Raw genomic sequence first — 18031 nt, forward strand, 5'->3', positions numbered from 1 at the left:
CTTTTCTCCTTGTGTTCTCAAATTTTCTTCGGACCGCACGAAAAAAGAGACGTTGTTTCATGTCTCTTTTTTCATGACTTATCGGTTTTTTTTCGGTCTCGCATACCGAATGTAAACACCATCACACTTAGGAACAAGGCACAATAGGAAACATTCAAATACATTTGATCCATATCTTCAGCAGCCAGATGATGATAAGCAAGCCAGCCGAAGTACAGGGAAAATGTAAAGGATAATAAACTGAAATACTGGTAAATCCGTTTCATTTTCAGTCACCTCTATTGTTTAGGATGGTAATAGGAAAACTCAATTTCATCTTTTTCTAAATTTATCTTATCCGCTTTGACATACATTCCATTCGTTAAAGGCATTTCTGACAAACGCACTTCAATGCTTTTATCTCCGGGGTGAACATGGACAAATGACGGCAATTCATAAAAGCTGTCCATATAATTTAACACAAAGCTAATTGGTATACTCAATTTCCCTAACGAAAATTTCGTGACATTCAGCTCTACATCACCGTTTTTTTTCACAGTCGGCTCAAAAGCGATAAACGCATCAATAGACGTGGAAAATGCCTTGATTTTCCCTGCGACATGAACATCATCATCAATCTCTACTTTATAATCAAGCTTGTTTGATGCTTTGTCGTTTAAATATGAGTTAACAAACGCAGCTAATGATTCTTTTGTGCTTGTCACTTGAAATCCATACTCGCTCTCAGATGAATCCTTCACCTGAGCCTGTTCTCCCGGGAGCAAAACAAGTGCCACAAACCCGGCGGCGAGGATAAAATTGATTGCAAGCAATATAAAAAACAGTCGCTTCCACTTATTCATGCTGTCACCCTACTCTTTCGGTAATCCTTCTTTTTTAATGGCTTGATAGACGCGCTTTGCGATAAGAGAATAACCCGTACCATTAGGATGAAAATCATCTTTCTCAGAAATTCGGCTGCTGTCACTTTTTTGATTGAACAAATCTTCGATATGAACGATTTTTGCATGTTTATCTTTTTTCAGCTCTTTTTCAGCAATATGGTTCCAATCCGTGACGACACCATTTATTTCATTTAGTTCTGATAATGTAAACGTAAACGGATTGTACATGCTGACATAAATCAGCTCAGCGTGATCATTCAGCTTGCGAATTTCAGAAATGATTTTTTCAAAGCGCTTTTCGTACGGTTTTTCCGCTTCCTGAAACGGTTCAACGGTTAATTGCAGAAAGTTTTGGCGAAGGATTTTCATCAAATCATTACCGCCAATTGTAAAAAAGACATAATCTGCGTCCTTTATGCCTTTTTGAACCTTTTTATCTTTTAGTTTTTCTAATAAATCATCCGAACGGTTCCCTTTTACGGCATAATTTTTCACGTCGACCGTTTTGACTTGTTTATCTGACCGGATAGAATCCGCCACCTTGCCGACATATCCCTTTCCGTCGGGATCTCCGACTCCTTCTGTCAGCGAATCTCCGACAGCCGCTATGACAATGTGTTCTTTTGTTTTCGTTTCATGGGCTTTTTGTTTTCCCTCAGATGATGTACGTATGCTCGTACACGCAGTAAGAAGCAAAATCAAACTGGCCATGATTGAAAAAATGCGCAGCTTCAATCTTGTTGCTCCTTCCCATTCTACTAGTGGAAAGTGTATCATGTTTTAGAAGATTTGCAAATGCCTAGTCTCTTAGCTTACTTGAGTGTACTAGCTAACTTCACATCGGAAATGATATCATCGTACGGTGTATTCTCCACTCCATTGTAATCTTTCAGCACCTTACCGTCCGGACCTACCAAATAAAAAGAAGATTGATGAATCACTTGGTCCTCTCCCTCCGGCTTTTTTACGATCGCTTTAAAGCTCTTAAGTGCGAACTCCTCAATCTCACTCTGGCTGTATCCCGTGAGAAAATCCCAGTTATCAAAAGATAATGGATAATTTGCGGCAAATTTCTTCAGCTGTTTCGGCTTATCGTTTTCTGGATCAACACTAAATGATATGATGCGGACATCTATATTTTCGGCTTTCAGTTTTTTTTGCAGATCGGTCATATGAGCGGTCATTGGCGGACATATAGTTTCACAATTGGTAAAAATAAAATCCGCCAGCCATACTTCTCCTTTTAAACTCTCTAAAGAAACGTTCTTGCCGTCTTGGTTTTGAAATGTAAAAGGCTCCACCTCGTAATTGAGCGGATCTTTAATCTGCTGTCCTCCGCATGCACACAAAAACAGAAAAATCAGCCCAGCCGTTAACCCCTTGATAACCTTCATGACATCCACCCTTTCCAGCCAGCATAAAAACGCTTTCTAAAACCGTCCTTACTGTCCCATGTTTGTATTCGATACTGAGCAAAAAAAATCCTGCATGCCTCCCATTAACGATTACAAAGGAGGGCATGCAGGTAAAAAACGGCATGTTACGCGTTGTGCTTTAACACCTCTTGATGAAAAACCGCCTGATAATCTGCCCACTTCATCCGGCGCTTCATATAATGTCGGAAAGAATACACTTTTGCCCTGCTGTTTGATGAAAACACTTCTTTTAAGTAGAATTGCAAATGGTGATGTAACATAAAGAAATAGTGCTCATCTTCCTTTAATACAGGTATTTCTGTCACTTTCACCTGAATCCCGTCATCGCGTTTGAACTCTAGGCTTTTGAGTAACAAGCTATCAATCCTCTTTTTTGTTTTTCTTCTATTATATATGATGCCAGCCGGGCTGTCTGTCATTTTGCGCGGTTGTGTAAAAAAATTAGATTAGCAAATGGAACAAGTCCTCATCCTTGTTCACCTCTACATAATGAAACGGTTTTTTGTTCATCCGTTCAATCAGCGGCCCATAATCGGCTTTGTTCTGCAGCTCGATGCCGACAAGAGCAGGTCCGTTGCTTTTATTATTTTTCTTCGTATATTCAAATCTTGTAATGTCATCATTCGGTCCGAGTACTTCGTCAAGAAATTCGCGGAGCGCCCCCGCTCTTTGCGGAAAGTTGACGATAAAATAATGCTGAAGACCTTCAAAAATTAAGGAACGCTCCTTCATTTCCTGCATTCTTCCGATATCGTTATTGCCCCCGCTTACCACACACACCACGTTTTTCCCTTTAATTTCATCCTTGTACAAATCAAGCGCTGCGACAGAAAGAGCTCCAGCCGGTTCAGCAACAACCGCACATTCGTTATATAATTCAAGAATGGATGTACATACTTTTCCTTCAGGCACAAGGAGAATGTCATCAACGACAGTTTCCAGCGTCCGGAAGGTTTCCTCGCCAATTTTTTTAACAGCCGCCCCATCTACAAACTTATCAATTTTATCAAGTGTGACGACATGCCCAGCTTTGTTTGATTCAAAGTAGGATGCCGCTCCCGCCGGCTCAACAGCAATTACCTTTGTATCAGGAGACACGTTTTTCAAATATGTACCTACCCCAGAGAGAAGGCCGCCGCCTCCGACACTTGCAAAAAGAAAATGCGGTTCTGTATCAATGTCGTTTAAAATCTCGACTGCGAGCGTTCCCTGTCCGGCCATCACATCCGGATCATCGAACGGATGGATAAACGTCCGAGATTCCGCCTCACAGCATTCAGCAGCGCTTTTATACGCGTCGTCAAACGTATCGCCTGTCAAAATAATATCGATAAATCCTTTTCCGAATAGTTCAACTTGAGATACTTTTTGTCTCGGTGTAGTAGACGGCATAAAAATTTTCCCGTGAATGCCAAGATGTTTACACGAAAATGCCACACCTTGAGCGTGGTTTCCGGCACTTGCACACACAACTCCGTTCTCTGTCTGCTCGCTGGAAAGCTGTTTCATTTTATGATAAGCCCCTCTGAGCTTAAAAGATCTGACAACTTGCAAGTCTTCGCGTTTTAAATAGATATTGCATTCATATCTCTCAGAAAGTCTGTCATTCCTCTGCAAAGGTGTGTGAATGACAACGTCCTTTACGTTTTGGTGAGCCTTCAAAATGTCTTTCACTTGGATGAGAGAGTTTTCTTTAAGCAACGGTTTCATGTACAGATTCCTTTCTTGTTTTAAATCCCTATTTAATATGCCATTATAACATGAATATTCAAAAAATAAGACAATTATTTTTATTTAATAATTAAAAAAATACAGACTATGTCCACCACATCTTGTGGTAACTTCTGTTCAACCATTATCCTGCAGAGTCAAGAAAAAAGATGATCGTAAAATAAAGGGTGTTTTCAACCAAAAGGCATGATATAATGAAACCAATTAGAACCAAAAGGAGCCAATTGATGAATAGTGCACCAAAACTCAATACATTTCAACATCTAATCGGAGAACATCAAACTTTCCTGGAAGCGAAGCGAATCGCCAAGCAGTTCTCGTTATCGGAGCTTCCTGTCTTAATAACAGGAAAAATCGGAACAGGCAAAAATCACTTCGCACATGCCATACACTTGGAATCTTCGAGAAGCAATGAACCGTTTATAAGCGTCAATTGCAGCACCCATTCGGAAGAAACCCTTATTCATGAGCTTTTTGGCCCTAACGGAAACACAGGTGTTTTTCAAAAAGCGGTACGAGGAACCCTTTTTCTTGATGATGTATGGCGCATGCCTGCTTCTGTACAAGCTCAGCTGTTAAAAGCGCTTGATTCAGACACGGAGAAACCGCGAATGATCTGTGCTTCTGCAGACCGATCCGTGGAACATACATTCAGGCAAGACTTATTCTACAGACTGAACATTTTAACGCTCGCACTGCCCGAATTATCGGAACGAAAAAGCGATATTCCGCTTTTGACACAGCATTTTCTCTCAAATTCCGGTCGGCAATTGTTAATCGATCCCTCCGTTTTTCCCGTGCTTGAGAAGCATGCATTTGAAGGCAATGTCAGGGAATTAAAAAACGCTGCAGATTATATGGCGGCAGTATCAAGCGGGGGAACGATTCAGCCATATGACCTCCCGCCATATATTAGAGGCGCGATAGACGGAAAAACGTCGAAGAAAAAAGCGAAGCTGCTGACTTTAATGGAAAAAGCTGAGTTTTTGTTTATTTTGGAAACAATAAAAGTATTGAACGAAAAAGGAGAACCTGCCAGCAGACGGATCATTTCTGAACACAGCAAAAATACCCAAACCTCGTTAACTCCTCAGCAGGTCAGAAGCCGTCTCGACTATTTGGAGAAAAAAGATTATGTCACCAAAAGCCGCGGACGCGCAGGCACAAAAATTACCTTTGAGGGCTTGAGCTTTATAGAGACGTTAAAAAATCAAATGATCTAGCGATCGAAAGGAGAATGCACTTGTTTACAATCAAAGAAGAGATCGCCAATGCGATTACACACGGCATCGGTGTCCTCTTATCCATCCCAGCATTAGTGTTTCTAATCATATTTGCGGCTAATTACGGGTCTGCATGGGACATTGTCAGCTTTACAATATTCGGTGTCTCTATGCTGCTGTTATATTTGAGCTCCACCCTGCTTCACAGCATCACACATAAAAAAACGAAGGACATTTTGGAGATTATTGATCATAGCGCAATTTACGTACTCATCGCCGGAACCTACACGCCTTTTTTGCTTGGGCCGCTGAAAGGCACACTCGGCTTTACCCTGTTGGTTATCGTATGGTCACTTGCCCTAGGCGGAATCGTTTTTAAAATTTTCTTTGTGAAACGGTTTATCCTATTGTCAACCTTCGTGTATTTAGTCATGGGGTGGCTGATGATTATTGCAGTTAAACCTTTATATGCTTCACTGAGCGGAGCGGGATTCAGCCTCCTTTTTCTCGGCGGCATTTTATACTCTGTCGGAACCATCTTTTACATTTGGAAAAAGATCCCCTTCCATCACGCCATTTGGCACAGCTTTGTATTGGGCGGGAGCGCTGCCATGTTTTTCTGCGTGCTCTTCTATTGTGTAAAGGTGCCGTTCCTTTCGTAACAGTAACAGAAAAGCGCAGTCTTCACGACTGCGCTTTTTTTATGCACGTAATTGTTTTTCATTGGCAGGTATATAAGCTTTTGAAAAGGACAATTCAATGTCTGCCGGTTTTAAGCGTTTAAAAAACGAGCCCTTTTGCATGTTATCTGTTCCTTTCGTTTCCACCATCACCAACGGAAGATGATAGCGGGCCGCAAGTTCTATAGGATCAATAGAACCATCTAGTGAAAGAATCAGGCTTTGTCCCTTTTCCAGCTGTTTTGTCACATCTTCATATACCTTTTCTGAATCACCGTCTGAAATCACATCCATCCGAACCAGCCATTGCCCGATAAAAGGCAAGCGGAACACTTTTGGGTTGACGATAAAGCCAGCCGGTTCCTCAATATATCCAGCAATTAAGGCCAGTTCAGCCAAACGCAAACGGGGATGCACATACAAAACAGGACCTTGTGGTATTGGCTCTGGCTGATGGATTGTCACAACTGAACCGGAGATGCCGATACAGCCTTCCAAAAACGCCTTTGGCTGTTCGTACACAAGAGTCATCTGTTTTTTGTATGACAGACGGGGATCAAGCATTGTTTGATTAAATAATTGTTTCATATTTTTTAACAGCATATACACAATATAAACCACTAGAAGGCTGTAGCGAACCAATTAAAATCCTCCCGCTTTAGAAGAATTCTTTTTTTCATACATTAGAAATTCGTAATCATACGGGTTTTTTTCGTCTTTGATCCCCTGCTCAGAAGAAACCAGTTTCCAATTGGATTCATCAAATTCAGGGAAGTGACGGTCACCCTCAAACTCGTGATGAATTTTCGTCATATACAGTCTGTCCGCATAAGGGAAAAGGTCCGTATAGAGCTGAGCCCCTCCGATCACAAAGCATTCTTCAGGGCCTGAACAAATGTCCAGTACATCCTTTAATGAACCGACAACCGTGCATCCCGGAAATTCTGAAGCCGGCGCTGAGGTAACGACAATATTTTTCCGATTTGGAAGCGGACGTCCGATCGATTCAAATGTTTTTCGGCCCATAATGATTGAATGGCCCGATGTTACTTTCTTAAAGTATGAAAGATCATTGGGCAAATGCCACGGCAAATCATTGTCTTTGCCGATAAGCCTGTTGGCATCCATCGCAAAAATGAATGAAATCATACGCTGACCGCCCCTTTTTGCTCTAAAACATGTCTGCATAAATCCTTATACTGTTTCATTTTTTTCATCCTTTAAAAGTAGTCTTCTAGTAGTGTAACACAATAAAAAATCATTTCTGAACCCAGAAATGATTTTTTTATAGTCAGCTGACGACAGGCTTTTCATCCTGTTCTTTTTCTTCATCTTGCAGATCCTGATGCGTATGTGCAATTCTGCTCGCCGCTGCTGCAGCAAGAGCTGCCACAATATCATCCAAAAAGGTGTGAATACCGTCTGGACTTTCATCAAGTTCCTTAATAATTCCAATCTTCTCTTTATCCAAATAACCGAAATTGGTCAAACCGATCGACCCGTACACATTAACGATGGAAAGCGGGATAATTTCATCTATGCCGTAAAGCGGTTCATCCGTTTCAACAAGGTGCTGCAGCGGTTCGGGGAGAAGCTTCTGTTCTGCAAGCTGATCGAGTGCAAGGCCTGTCAAAACAGCATGAATAATTTCACGTTTGTTCAGGACTTTTTCTACATTCTCCATGCAAACACTGAGCGGCAGATTTGGATTGTATTTTTCCTGAAGTTTTTGAACAATCCGTGCAATATCTTCTATCATAACGCCCCGTTTGTTCAGCATATCCTTTGTTATATCGACCATTTCATTCATTGTGTACTTTTTCATGTCTAATGGCATCTCCTTTAGGCACTCATCCAGTTGGGAGGCGTGTTGCGGTCCCAGTAAATACTCCCAAGCTCATGATGTGATTGAAATCCATCTTCTGCTGTATGATAATGAAAATTAAACCAGTAGCCGTCATGAGGCGGGTGGTCTCTTCGCACATGGAATCTGAGAAGATCTTCTCCAGTTGTCCGATTGTAAACGTTGAAAATTTTTTCCGTTTTGCCCGCTGAAGGCATGCTTGAGATCACAACATCTTGGTACGCCTCATCATCTTGCAATGTCGCTAAATAATCACTAATCACATTTTCGATTTTTGGCAGGATCTCTTTCCGATAGTCATCCTCAATGACAGGAGCGATTCTGCTGCCGAATTTTAAAAAGGACTGATCCTCAGCGCTGTCAAGGAGCTGTTCCTTGTACGATTGAAAAAGCAGTTCAGGATCTCGCCTGTCATCCGACTCATCATCGTACAGGTCATGCTCATCATAAAAAGCGGTGTAATCATTCTGCTCAAGACTGCTCGGCTGTCCGGAAGGCTTGTCCGCCATAAGGGCAGCCGGAGGAGATACGAGCCCGAATGTTACAATGGTAAATAAAACCACAAGGGTCTTTCTCATCCACAATTTCATGACTGCTTATTCCTCTCTATTTTATTGTCATGTTTCTCTTATTTTAGCACATCCAAAACATGCAAGTCATGTACTATATGAAACTGATATGCAAATTAGGAGATTCGTTGCTATGCACTTTGCGTAAAAACGCTTACAATATTCCATGAAAGGAGGCTTTCCGCATGATTGACGCTCTGTTTGCCACAGTTTCACTCTTAACATTGTTATACTTTGTCGTCATGGAGGTCACCGATTAACAGAAAGCCCGTGATATGAATCACGGGCTTGTTTGAATGACGCCATAATGGAACAGTGCTGTTTTTCTTTTCATGACGTTAAAACCAAACTGTTCAAACCGCGGGCTTTTCCAGTGGTCTTTTAGCACAACGCTTTTTCTGGCAACTCGTACCGCTTCATTGATACATCCTTCGCGCAAAACGGAATCCTCTGCCAAATCACGTAAAGGCGCGATACCGTCAGAGGTTTCTACAGGTTCATGAAACATTGGATCGAAATAAACCACATCAACAGAGTTGTCAGGAAGCTGCTTGATGTGTTCAAAGCAATCACCATTCTTCACCTGGATTCTTCTCATCGCAGCTTGAAGCTCTTCTATACCCGTTTCCCATGAATGCAGTCCCGTCCTCACTAAAACAGACACAAGATGGTTTTTTTCAATCCCAACAACAGAACCCGTTTCGCCTACTGCCATACTTGCGATAATGGCATCTGACCCCAGCCCGAGTGTGCAATCTAAAAACGCATCCCCTTCAGATAAGCCGGCAGCCCGAAGCATAGGCTCTTTCTCCCCCTGCAAGAAGCGTTTGGCTCTAAACATCGCTGTATTCGGATGAAAAAAGAATTTGGCACCTTGTTTCGTATACAGCTCAAACCGCTCTTTGCCGACCACAAGCAAATCGCGTTCAGCTGACTTCAGCAGGTGTTCAACCGTTTGTTTATTCCGGCCGCAGTATGGCATATTTAGCTCTTTAGAAAGCTGCTTTGCGGTTTTTATGGTGTGTTCAGACGGTCTATAGCTTGTTGTTATCATCTTCTGTACTCCCAAAAAGAAAATGCCCGGAAAACGGGCATTTAGCAGTGCGCATCGAAGGCAGCAGTCAGATTTTTCATAATTTCTTCCATATCGTGTCCTTCAATTTCATGACGCGGAATAAAATGTACGACTTCTTTGCCTTTCAAAAGAGCCATTGATGGTGAAGAAGGCTCCTGGCCAGTAAAATACTCACGCATTTTCGCAGTAGCTTCTTTATCTTGGCCCGCAAATACAGTCACCGTATTGTCAGGTGTTTTGTCATTCTGGAGGACTGCCTGTGTAGCCGCAGGACGCGCAAGGCCTGCCGCGCAGCCGCATACAGAGTTAACGACTACAAGAGTTGTGCCCTCTGCCTTTTCCATAAAGTTTTCTACTTCTTCCGCTGTTGTTAACTCTTCAAAACCTGCTCCAGTCAGCTCGCGGCGCATCGGTACGACAAGCTGGCGCATGTATTCTTCATAAGCCATTGACATAAAAAAAGCCCCCTCTAGTATCCTTCATCTGAAGTAAAGGATACTATAGAGAGGGCCGGATTTCAAATGTTCACACCTTAAAATAAAAGAAAGTGTCCCCAGCTATCTAGATTTTCATAATACCGCCGGTGTTGGCACTTGTCACAAGTTTAGAATAACGTGCCAGGTAGCCGGTTTTCACTTTCGGTTCAAAACCTTTCCAGTTCGCTTTTCGTTTTTCCCACTCTTCTTCTGGCACTTGTACATCCAAGATACGTTTTTCGATATCAACGATAATATGGTCTCCGTTTTCAACAAAGGCAAGCGGCCCGCCCTCAGCGGCCTCAGGTGATACGTGGCCGATTGAGAGGCCACGGGAGGCTCCGGAAAAACGTCCGTCCGTAATCAATGCCACTTTTGGTCCGAGTCCCATTCCAACGATTTGGGATGTTGGCGCCAGCATTTCCGGCATGCCAGGTCCGCCTTTTGGCCCTTCGTATCTGATGATGACAACGTCGCCTTCTTTTACTTTTCGGTTGATAATGCCGTCAAGCGCCTCGTCCTGAGAATCGAATACGACAGCCGGCCCTTCGTGTCTTGTAATCCCATTCTGTACGCCGCCTGTTTTAATGATAGCGCCGTCCGGAGCTAGATTACCGAATAAAACAGCAAGGCCACCCTTTTCAGTGAATGGTTGATCCAGCGGGTGAATGACGTCATAATCCTTTACTTCATGTCCGGCAATGGTTTCTCCAAGAGTTTTTCCTGTAACAGTCAGCGCATCTAAATGAAGCGCTCCTTCTTTCTTGGAAAGCTCATTCAGAGCCGCTGACACGCCGCCCGCTTCATGAAGATCTTCAATAAACACATCCGATGCAGGAGCCAGCTTGGCCAAGTGCGGCACGCGCTCAGCGACTTCGTTAATGCGTTCTAAAGAGTATTCAACGCCGGCTTCGTTTGCAAGGGCAAGCGTATGAAGAACGGTATTTGTAGAACCTCCGAGCGCCATATCGAGTGCAAACGCGTTATCAATCGCTTTTACTGTAACGATATCACGCGGTTTGATATCTTTGCGAATCGTTTCCATTAATTGCGCAGCCGATTTTCTCACAAACTCTTTGCGTTCCGGAGATGTCGCCAGAATAGTTCCATTACCCGGCAAGGCAAGACCAAGTGCTTCTGACAGACAGTTCATTGAGTTCGCCGTAAACATGCCTGAGCAAGACCCGCACGTTGGGCATCCGAACTGCTCTAGTTCTTGAAGCTCGTTTTCGTTGATTTTCCCTGCTTGGTAGGCGCCTACCCCTTCGAATACTGAGGAAAGGGAGATTTTTCGCCCGTCACTTGTTCTTCCTGCCGCCATCGGTCCGCCGCTGACAAAAATCGTCGGAATGTTGATGCGCATTGCCGCCATAAGCATTCCCGGTGTGATTTTGTCGCAGTTCGGAATACAGACCATTCCGTCAAACCAATGTGCGGATACAACCGTTTCCACAGAGTCTGCGATAATTTCACGGCTTGGCAGCGAATATCTCATACCGATATGCCCCATTGCGATGCCATCATCTACCCCAATGGTATTAAATTCAAACGGAACGCCCCCTGCTTCTCTGATTGCTTCTTTTACGATTTTCCCAAACTCCTGCAAGTGAACATGACCGGGAACGATATCAATGTATGAATTACACACCGCAATAAACGGCTTGCCGAAATCCTCTTCTTTTACTCCTGCTGCACGAAGCAAACTGCGGTGCGGAGCTCTATCGATTCCTTGTGTGATCATATTACTGCGTAATTCTGCCATGGTGATCCTCCTAAATTCTTTCAATTGTTTGATTGGATTTTATTTTGACAATTTTCAGTTTATTTATGGGCTGTTTTTGCAAATAAGATAAATACAGGCCGCCCTCACCTTGTTTTGTTCTTTCGTGTTTTTATATTTATATAGCTTTCTTTCGATTTGAACCCTCCAACTATTAATATTGTTACTTACTATAAATAGTTTTCGGATATTTTTCAACAATATTCGAAATAATTTTTATAAAAAGTGAATTCACATAAAAAAGGTGCATGATCTGCACCTTTTTTATTTCTATTCGCCTTTTTTTCTGCTTTCCGTCATTTGTTTCCAAACAGAACCTTTTGCTTCTTCTCCATGCTCAATACGTTCAAGCGCCATTTTGACTTGAAGGCTGACCTCAAATTCGGGGTCATCTTCGGCAGCGCGCAAAGCTTCAATTGCACTTTCATCCCCGACTTCGTATAGGAACATGGCCGCACGCCAGCGAACAAGCTTGCTGGAGTCGCTTAACGACTTGATCATAGCAGGAATGGCTTGAGGATCGCCGATATCAGACAGGCAGTCTCCGGCCGTTCTTCTGACTGATACAGCTTTGTCCTCAAGTGCTTTATACAATAGAGGAAGAACATCAGGTGTTTCAATCATCCCTAAGTACACAACAGCCTGTCTTCTGATGGACACCTTTGGATCATCCAATGCCTTCTGTAAAACCGGGATATCCTCTTCTTTCGGATCCATCTGTTCCAAGTGTGCATAACGCTTTTTCCAGTCCTCATCATCCAGCATGTCAAGCGTTACTTTATACGCTTTGCGCTGTACAGTTTGTTTTGATTCGCCCTTTCCTTGAGCGGCTGCTTCAGTCAGTCGTTTCAGCCGTTCATCACTGTATGCCGCCTGAAGCTCTTCTGTCACGTCATGGCCGATTTCATCAAAGTCACCGAATCTGACACCTTGTTCTTTCCAAGCCCGCTCAAACACAACATTGGAAGCTTCAGATCTAAGTTTTAAGATCGCCTTCTGAAAGCGTTCAGGTAAGCCGAAGCGTTCTTCCCGCTCTCCATCGGTTAATTTAACTTGCATAGGAATGCCGCTGAACATCTGCACAAAAACTTTTACCTCTCCAAAAGATTCTTGATCAGAACGATTTTCTTCTCCGCTTTCAGCACTTTCCATCCCAAATGCAGTGCGGACTTGCGGTAATATGTCTTTCCAGTCGTATCTTGCATTCCGTTCAACAGCAAGAAAATCTGCGACGTGATATACCCCTTTAACTCCATCTATTTTAAGAATTTCCGCTATAACAGGCGGTGCGCCTTCTGCTTGCTCAGGTTTATAGTTATTGCTTTTGCCCGCCGGAAGCTCTTCCGTTAAGATGACTTTCATTGTATTCGGGCTTGGTGTAGGTTCAATTGATTTTATCTTCATGATCGTCCTCCTATAGCATATCTGTGACTTATTCTATCATAGTCGCTCCAAGCCTTCTATTACGACGTTTTGGCATCAATCCCGGGTATTTCTTTTTCTAATTGGCGGACAAACTGAAGCATAAAATTGTGTCTTTCTTCTGCCAGTTCCCGTGCAGTGTCTGTATTCATCATATCTTTCAGCCGCAGGAGCTTATGAAAAAAATGAGCGTAGGCGCTTTGCTCATCTCCATAAAGGCCATGCCCGTTTGCGCCCGCAAACATGAAAGCTCTCGCAATGCCGACAGCACCAATCGCATCAAGTCTGTCAGCATCCTGTACAGCTTTTCCTTCAATTGAGAGCGGCTCCTTCGCCAATTTCCCCCTGTCCCGAAAGGACATCCTTGTTATAATATGAATCACCCTGTCAGCATTCTCTTTTCCTACTCCGAAAAAAACGAGCTGATCATATACTTCGCTCACAGAAAGCCTGACCGTGTCAGGCAGCTTCACATCAATTAAATCATGAACCAAAGCCGCCGTTTCAACAATGAACAAATCCGCTTTTTCCTTTTCTCCAATATACGCTGCAAGATCTGCTACTCTTGATACATGATGCCAGTCATGTCCAGAGCTTTCGTCAGTCAGGATAGATTGAACCCATGTCCTGATTTGCTCTGCCTGCTTCAATTCCTTCACAAAAACACCCTCTTTTTATTGCTCTAATAGCTTCACGATATCGTTTTCCAGCTCTTTCGGATTTGTATTTGGTGAATAACGGCCAACGATTTCTCCATTTCTATCCACTATAAATTTCGTGAAATTCCACTTGATCGCCTTAGTTCCCAGCATCCCTTTCGCATGTTCTGTCAAATACACAAACAGCGGGTGGGCGTTTTTCCCGTTTACATCCACTTTTGAAAACATAGGAAATGTAACACCGTAATTTGTTTCACAAAATTCCTGTATGTCAGCCTCTTCACCAGGCTCTTGGTTCATGAATTGATTGCAGGGGAACCCTAAGATCTCTAGCCCCTCCTGCTGATATGTATCATATAATTCCTGCAGCTGCTTTAATTGAGGAGTAAAACCGCACTTACTTGCTGTATTCACGATCATCAGTACCTTTCCCGCGAAAGGCTGAAGTGTCATGTCTTTCCCTGTGATTGTACGTACCTTCATATGATAAATAGACATGTAAGTCCCTCCTATGTCCCTAGTGCTGATTATTTTACCTTTTTTAAATCGCAATTCAAAATGTATACATCAATTAAGAACTCATAAGAAACCTAACGATATGAGCGTCCGTTCATTATCAATTCATATGGCTCATTTTTTATCTTATCATTCTATAAAACATTACAATTCCCTCTGACATCTTTGAAAATCATTTTACTGTGAAACCAAAAGGCGTGTCAGTGCGTTTTATTTAAAGAGTTTTCTGTTGTTTCCCCCTCAACACGCATAGATAGATTGAAAATTGGCGTGAAAATTCCTATAATGAAGAAAATTAAACGGGGAAATAATGGAGGTGGCACGTTGCCTATTAATATACCAACACACCTGCCGGCAAAACAGGTGCTTGAAAGTGAACATATATTTGTAATGGATGAAAGCAGAGCATTTCATCAGGATATCCGGCCGCAAAAAATTATTATATTAAATTTGATGCCGAAAAAAATCCAAACAGAGACTCAGCTTCTCAGATTGCTTGGAAATTCGCCTTTACAGGTTCATTTCACATTTTTAATCCCAAGCACACACACGCCGAAAAATACTGCGAGAGAACACCTTGACGAATTTTACACGACTTTTTCCAATATCCGTCACAAGAGGTTTGACGGCATGATTATCACCGGTGCGCCGATCGAGCATTTGGCGTTTGAAGATGTTTCATATTGGGAAGAGCTCAAGGAAATCATGGAGTGGAGCAAAACAAATGTCACTTCAACCTTGCATATTTGCTGGGGTGCTCAAGCAGGTTTGTATTACCATTACGGTGTGGAAAAAATTCAAATGCCGAAAAAAATCTTCGGTGTGTTCGAACATACCGTTCTTTCAAAACACGAAAGATTGGTAAGAGGTTTTGACGAGCTATACTACGTGCCGCATTCCCGGCATACAGATATAAATATGGAACAGCTTCAAGCAGTGCCCGATTTAAACATTCTTACCGCATCAAAGGAAGCCGGGGTTTGCTTAATTGTGTCAAAAGACGAAAAACAAGTCTTTTTGACAGGGCACCCTGAATATGATACAAATACGCTTCTTCAAGAGTATGAAAGAGATTTGGAACGAAACCTTTCTACTGTCGAGGAGCCTAAACATTATTTTGCAAAAGGCAGCAACGAGCCAGTGAATCGCTGGAAAGCGCATGCCACATTATTGTTTATGAATTGGCTGAATTATTACGTTTACCAAGAAACTCCTTATGAATGGGACTAATTTTTCTTTTTTTAGTGATACGCTGAGCAAAAAATATGATAAAATACATCTGATTCAGTCTGCGTATAACAAAAATTTAAAATACTGGAATCCAAATCATTTAAAATTAGCTTAACTTTTTCACTGCATTAATAATTCGATTATGTATTTGTGTTATGTTTATGTATAGACAATAACTCCTTACGATGCATGAAGCTTGCTTGTTGTTGATTACATTGAGGTGAATTTACTTGAATACCAATAAAAGAGTATTAATTTTGACTGCAAATTACGGAAATGGACATGTGCAGGTAGCCAAAACACTTTATGAACAATGTGTACGGCTCGGCTTTCAGCATGTAACAGTTTCTAATTTGTACCAAGAGTCAAATCCGATTGTTTCAGAGGTAACTCAATACCTTTATTTAAAAAGCTTCTCAATCGGGAAACAGTTTTATCGTTTGTTTTATTACGGAGTTGACAAAATCTATAATAAACGTAAATTCAATATTTACTTTAAAATGGGTAATAAAAGATTGGGCGAACTTGTCGATGAACATCAGCCCGATATTATTATTAATACATTTCCGATGATCGTCGTGCCGGAATACAGACGCCGAACTGGAAGAGTCATTCCTACCTTCAACGTTATGACTGATTTTTGTCTTCATAAAATTTGGGTTCACGAAAACGTGGATAAATATTATGTGGCGACAGATTACGTGAAGGAAAAACTGATGGAGATCGGCACTCATCCAAGCAATGTAAAAATCACAGGAATTCCAATCAGGCCGCAATTTGAAGAATCCATGCCGGTTGGCCCGATATATAAAAAGTACAATCTTTCACCAAACAAAAAAGTGCTTCTGATCATGGCAGGTGCTCACGGTGTATTAAAGAACGTAAAAGAGCTGTGCGAAAACCTTGTCAAGGATGACCAAGTGCAAGTGGTTGTCGTGTGCGGGAAAAATACGGCTTTAAAAGAATCTTTGAGTGCGCTTGAGGCGGAAAATGGTGACAAATTAAAAGTTCTGGGCTATGTGGAGCGCATTGATGAGCTATTTCGGATCACAGATTGCATGATTACCAAGCCCGGCGGCATTACTTTGACAGAAGCCACAGCCATTGGAGTGCCTGTCATTCTGTACAAACCCGTGCCTGGCCAGGAAAAAGAAAATGCAAACTTCTTTGAAGACCGCGGAGCTGCCATCGTTGTGAACCGTCATGAAGAGATTCTCGAATCAGTCACTTCCCTTCTTGCAGATGAAGATACCTTGCATCGCATGAAGAAAAACATTAAGGACCTTCATTTAGCAAACTCCTCTGAAGTGATTTTAGAGGATATCCTGAAGGAATCAGAAATGATGACTGCCAAACAAAAAGCCAAAGTGCTATCGTAATGGCGTACTTGAGAGCATACGAAAATCGTGTGCTCTTTTTATTTATATTCAGCCATCAATAAAAGCGGTTACATTTTTTTATGGAACTTGCCCTTCTTTTGAAAAATAAGCCGTTTCACAACTTGACGGGTGCTCCCAGATGGTGTATAGTTGAACCATCATTTAACAATGAATCAAAGTTAAATGATGACAAAATTTTTTTTAGCACATGGGTGCTACAGTACTAGGAGGAATTAAGCAATATGCAAAACGGTAAAGTAAAATGGTTCAACAACGAAAAAGGATTCGGCTTCATTGAAGTTGAAGGCGGAGACGATGTATTTGTTCACTTCACAGCTATCGAAGGAGAAGGATACAAATCATTAGAAGAAGGACAAGAAGTTTCTTTTGAAATTGTCGAAGGTAATCGTGGACCTCAAGCTTCTAATGTTGTAAAACTCTAAACTCAATACATGATGATGAGATGACAAATAGAGGAGAGGCATTCGCCTCTCCTATTTGATTTTCATCTGGATTTCAATCGCCAAAATGTTTTGTTTGCACCTCTGTTCAATCTCTTCAACATACTTTTCCATTGACGGTTTTCCTTTTTTCGCAATATCCGCCAGTTCTTCTAAATCACTGTATATTTCTATAAATGTTTTGTGAAGGATCAACTTCAAGTCTTTATCATCCATAGCTGCGTTCCCCTTCTCTATCAAGATACCCAAATAGTAAAACAGTCCTATTTATTCTGGTTCAATAGTTATATCGGCTTATTTTTATTTTCTTTTCTATTTTGGTACATAAATTTCAAAAAAACTCTGCAAAATAATGGCGGAGGTGTTTTTGGTGACTTCAGAATTTCATAATGAGGATCAGACTGGCTTTACGGATAAGCGGCAGCTGGAACTAGCGGTGGAAACAGCGCAGAAAACAACAGGAGCTGCGACGAGAGGCCAAAGCAAAACATTAGTTGACTCTGCATACCAAGCCATTGAGGATGCTAGAGAACTGTCACAATCTGAAGAGCTGGCAGCTCTCGATGATCCTGAATTTGTAAAGCAGCAACAGCAGCTGCTAGATGACAGCGAGCATCAGCTGGATGAATTCAAAGAATAAAAACCG

General features: G+C 42.0%; 24 protein-coding genes. 7 read left to right on the top strand and 17 right to left on the bottom strand.

The features are described 5' to 3' along the window. Positions 1 to 71: 71 nt before the first annotated feature. The 6 genes from ypmT to ilvA all read right to left on the bottom strand — a co-directional run bounded on the left by ypmT (position 72) and on the right by ilvA (position 4030). Complete coding sequence (gene ypmT, locus NYE20_RS12010) at positions 72 to 266, bottom strand: protein YpmT (protein ID WP_003230808.1); 195 nt, start codon at positions 264 to 266, stop codon at positions 72 to 74. A 12-nt stretch (positions 267 to 278) separates the two neighbouring features. Then, the gene (locus NYE20_RS12015) at positions 279 to 842 is read right to left on the bottom strand and encodes a YpmS family protein (protein ID WP_015251867.1); all 564 of its coding nucleotides are present in this window, start codon (positions 840 to 842) and stop codon (positions 279 to 281) included. 9 nt (positions 843 to 851) lie between these two features. Further along, positions 852 to 1619 carry an SGNH/GDSL hydrolase family protein gene (locus tag NYE20_RS12020; RefSeq protein WP_339183069.1) on the bottom strand — a complete coding sequence of 256 codons (768 nt, stop codon included), beginning with the start codon at positions 1617 to 1619 and terminating at the stop codon, positions 852 to 854. Positions 1620 to 1696: 77 nt separating this feature from the next. Further along, positions 1697 to 2278 (bottom strand): cytochrome c oxidase assembly accessory protein ScuA, encoded by a 582-nt coding sequence (scuA, locus tag NYE20_RS12025; protein ID WP_085187460.1) that lies wholly within the window; start codon positions 2276 to 2278, stop codon positions 1697 to 1699. Between the two features lie 146 nt (positions 2279 to 2424). Then, the gene (locus NYE20_RS12030) at positions 2425 to 2676 is read right to left on the bottom strand and encodes a DUF2535 family protein (RefSeq protein WP_014480066.1); all 252 of its coding nucleotides are present in this window, start codon (positions 2674 to 2676) and stop codon (positions 2425 to 2427) included. Positions 2677 to 2761: 85 nt separating this feature from the next. Then, entirely contained in the window at positions 2762 to 4030 is a 1269-nt protein-coding gene (gene ilvA / locus NYE20_RS12035; protein ID WP_014480067.1) for a threonine ammonia-lyase IlvA, read from the bottom strand. A 248-nt stretch (positions 4031 to 4278) separates the two neighbouring features. Here ilvA and NYE20_RS12040 point away from each other — a divergent pair, with 248 nt between their 5' ends. Together NYE20_RS12040 and NYE20_RS12045 are read left to right on the top strand one after the other, a co-directional pair. Next, a complete protein-coding gene (locus tag NYE20_RS12040; RefSeq protein WP_038828633.1) occupies positions 4279 to 5274 on the top strand; it encodes a sigma-54-dependent transcriptional regulator in 996 nt (331 codons plus the stop codon). 20 nt (positions 5275 to 5294) lie between these two features. Next, the gene (locus NYE20_RS12045; protein ID WP_004398522.1) at positions 5295 to 5936 is read left to right on the top strand and encodes a hemolysin III family protein; all 642 of its coding nucleotides are present in this window, start codon (positions 5295 to 5297) and stop codon (positions 5934 to 5936) included. A gap of 39 nt (positions 5937 to 5975) precedes the next feature. Here NYE20_RS12045 and NYE20_RS12050 read toward each other — a convergent pair whose 3' ends face one another. The 10 genes from NYE20_RS12050 to NYE20_RS12095 all read right to left on the bottom strand — a co-directional run bounded on the left by NYE20_RS12050 (position 5976) and on the right by NYE20_RS12095 (position 14297). Next, positions 5976 to 6596, bottom strand: coding sequence for a 1-acyl-sn-glycerol-3-phosphate acyltransferase (locus NYE20_RS12050; protein WP_339183073.1), 621 nt, complete (start codon positions 6594 to 6596; stop codon positions 5976 to 5978). After that, positions 6597 to 7103 (bottom strand): dihydrofolate reductase DfrA, encoded by a 507-nt coding sequence (gene dfrA, locus NYE20_RS12055; RefSeq protein WP_123373173.1) that lies wholly within the window; start codon positions 7101 to 7103, stop codon positions 6597 to 6599. A gap of 142 nt (positions 7104 to 7245) precedes the next feature. Next, positions 7246 to 7779, bottom strand: coding sequence for a phosphatidylglycerophosphatase A (locus NYE20_RS12060; protein WP_003230797.1), 534 nt, complete (start codon positions 7777 to 7779; stop codon positions 7246 to 7248). A 17-nt stretch (positions 7780 to 7796) separates the two neighbouring features. After that, on the bottom strand, positions 7797 to 8408 hold the full coding sequence (locus NYE20_RS12065; RefSeq protein ID WP_009967559.1) for a YpjP family protein: 612 nt from the start codon (positions 8406 to 8408) through the stop codon (positions 7797 to 7799). A 259-nt stretch (positions 8409 to 8667) separates the two neighbouring features. After that, positions 8668 to 9441 (bottom strand): class I SAM-dependent methyltransferase, encoded by a 774-nt coding sequence (locus NYE20_RS12070; RefSeq protein WP_339183076.1) that lies wholly within the window; start codon positions 9439 to 9441, stop codon positions 8668 to 8670. Positions 9442 to 9482: 41 nt separating this feature from the next. Then, positions 9483 to 9917 (bottom strand): bacilliredoxin BrxA, encoded by a 435-nt coding sequence (gene brxA, locus NYE20_RS12075; RefSeq protein WP_003230794.1) that lies wholly within the window; start codon positions 9915 to 9917, stop codon positions 9483 to 9485. A gap of 106 nt (positions 9918 to 10023) precedes the next feature. Further along, positions 10024 to 11700 (bottom strand): dihydroxy-acid dehydratase, encoded by a 1677-nt coding sequence (ilvD, locus tag NYE20_RS12080; RefSeq protein WP_009967560.1) that lies wholly within the window; start codon positions 11698 to 11700, stop codon positions 10024 to 10026. A gap of 288 nt (positions 11701 to 11988) precedes the next feature. Continuing rightward, positions 11989 to 13122: a conserved virulence factor C family protein gene (locus tag NYE20_RS12085; RefSeq protein ID WP_041849947.1), complete on the bottom strand. Its 1134-nt coding sequence runs from the start codon at positions 13120 to 13122 to the stop codon at positions 11989 to 11991. A 59-nt stretch (positions 13123 to 13181) separates the two neighbouring features. After that, positions 13182 to 13799: an Mn(2+)-dependent (deoxy)ribonucleoside pyrophosphohydrolase gene (gene hdhQ / locus NYE20_RS12090; RefSeq protein ID WP_064671094.1), complete on the bottom strand. Its 618-nt coding sequence runs from the start codon at positions 13797 to 13799 to the stop codon at positions 13182 to 13184. A 15-nt stretch (positions 13800 to 13814) separates the two neighbouring features. Beyond that, complete coding sequence (locus tag NYE20_RS12095; RefSeq protein ID WP_015251858.1) at positions 13815 to 14297, bottom strand: glutathione peroxidase; 483 nt, start codon at positions 14295 to 14297, stop codon at positions 13815 to 13817. A 342-nt stretch (positions 14298 to 14639) separates the two neighbouring features. Between NYE20_RS12095 and metA the strand changes: the two genes are divergently transcribed. The 4 genes from metA (at position 14640) to cspD (ending at position 17367) form a co-directional block, all read left to right on the top strand. After that, entirely contained in the window at positions 14640 to 15545 is a 906-nt protein-coding gene (gene metA / locus NYE20_RS12100) for a homoserine O-succinyltransferase (protein ID WP_021481508.1), read from the top strand. A gap of 230 nt (positions 15546 to 15775) precedes the next feature. Next, the gene (locus NYE20_RS12105) at positions 15776 to 16924 is read left to right on the top strand and encodes a diglucosyl diacylglycerol synthase (protein ID WP_021481509.1); all 1149 of its coding nucleotides are present in this window, start codon (positions 15776 to 15778) and stop codon (positions 16922 to 16924) included. Positions 16925 to 17004: 80 nt separating this feature from the next. Next, entirely contained in the window at positions 17005 to 17151 is a 147-nt protein-coding gene (locus NYE20_RS12110) for a hypothetical protein (protein WP_141949926.1), read from the top strand. A gap of 15 nt (positions 17152 to 17166) precedes the next feature. Beyond that, a complete protein-coding gene (cspD, locus tag NYE20_RS12115; RefSeq protein WP_003153604.1) occupies positions 17167 to 17367 on the top strand; it encodes a cold-shock protein CspD in 201 nt (66 codons plus the stop codon). Positions 17368 to 17418: 51 nt separating this feature from the next. On the opposite strand, the gene degR is transcribed toward cspD, so the two are convergent. Next, the gene (degR, locus tag NYE20_RS12120; RefSeq protein ID WP_003230774.1) at positions 17419 to 17601 is read right to left on the bottom strand and encodes a transcriptional regulator DegR; all 183 of its coding nucleotides are present in this window, start codon (positions 17599 to 17601) and stop codon (positions 17419 to 17421) included. A 154-nt stretch (positions 17602 to 17755) separates the two neighbouring features. Here degR and NYE20_RS12125 point away from each other — a divergent pair, with 154 nt between their 5' ends. Continuing rightward, on the top strand, positions 17756 to 18025 hold the full coding sequence (locus NYE20_RS12125; protein ID WP_004398863.1) for a DUF2564 family protein: 270 nt from the start codon (positions 17756 to 17758) through the stop codon (positions 18023 to 18025). Positions 18026 to 18031 lie beyond the last annotated feature (6 nt).

The sequence above is a fragment of the Bacillus sp. FSL R5-0416 genome, from assembly GCF_037975425.1.
Classification (GTDB): domain Bacteria; phylum Bacillota; class Bacilli; order Bacillales; family Bacillaceae; genus Bacillus; species Bacillus subtilis.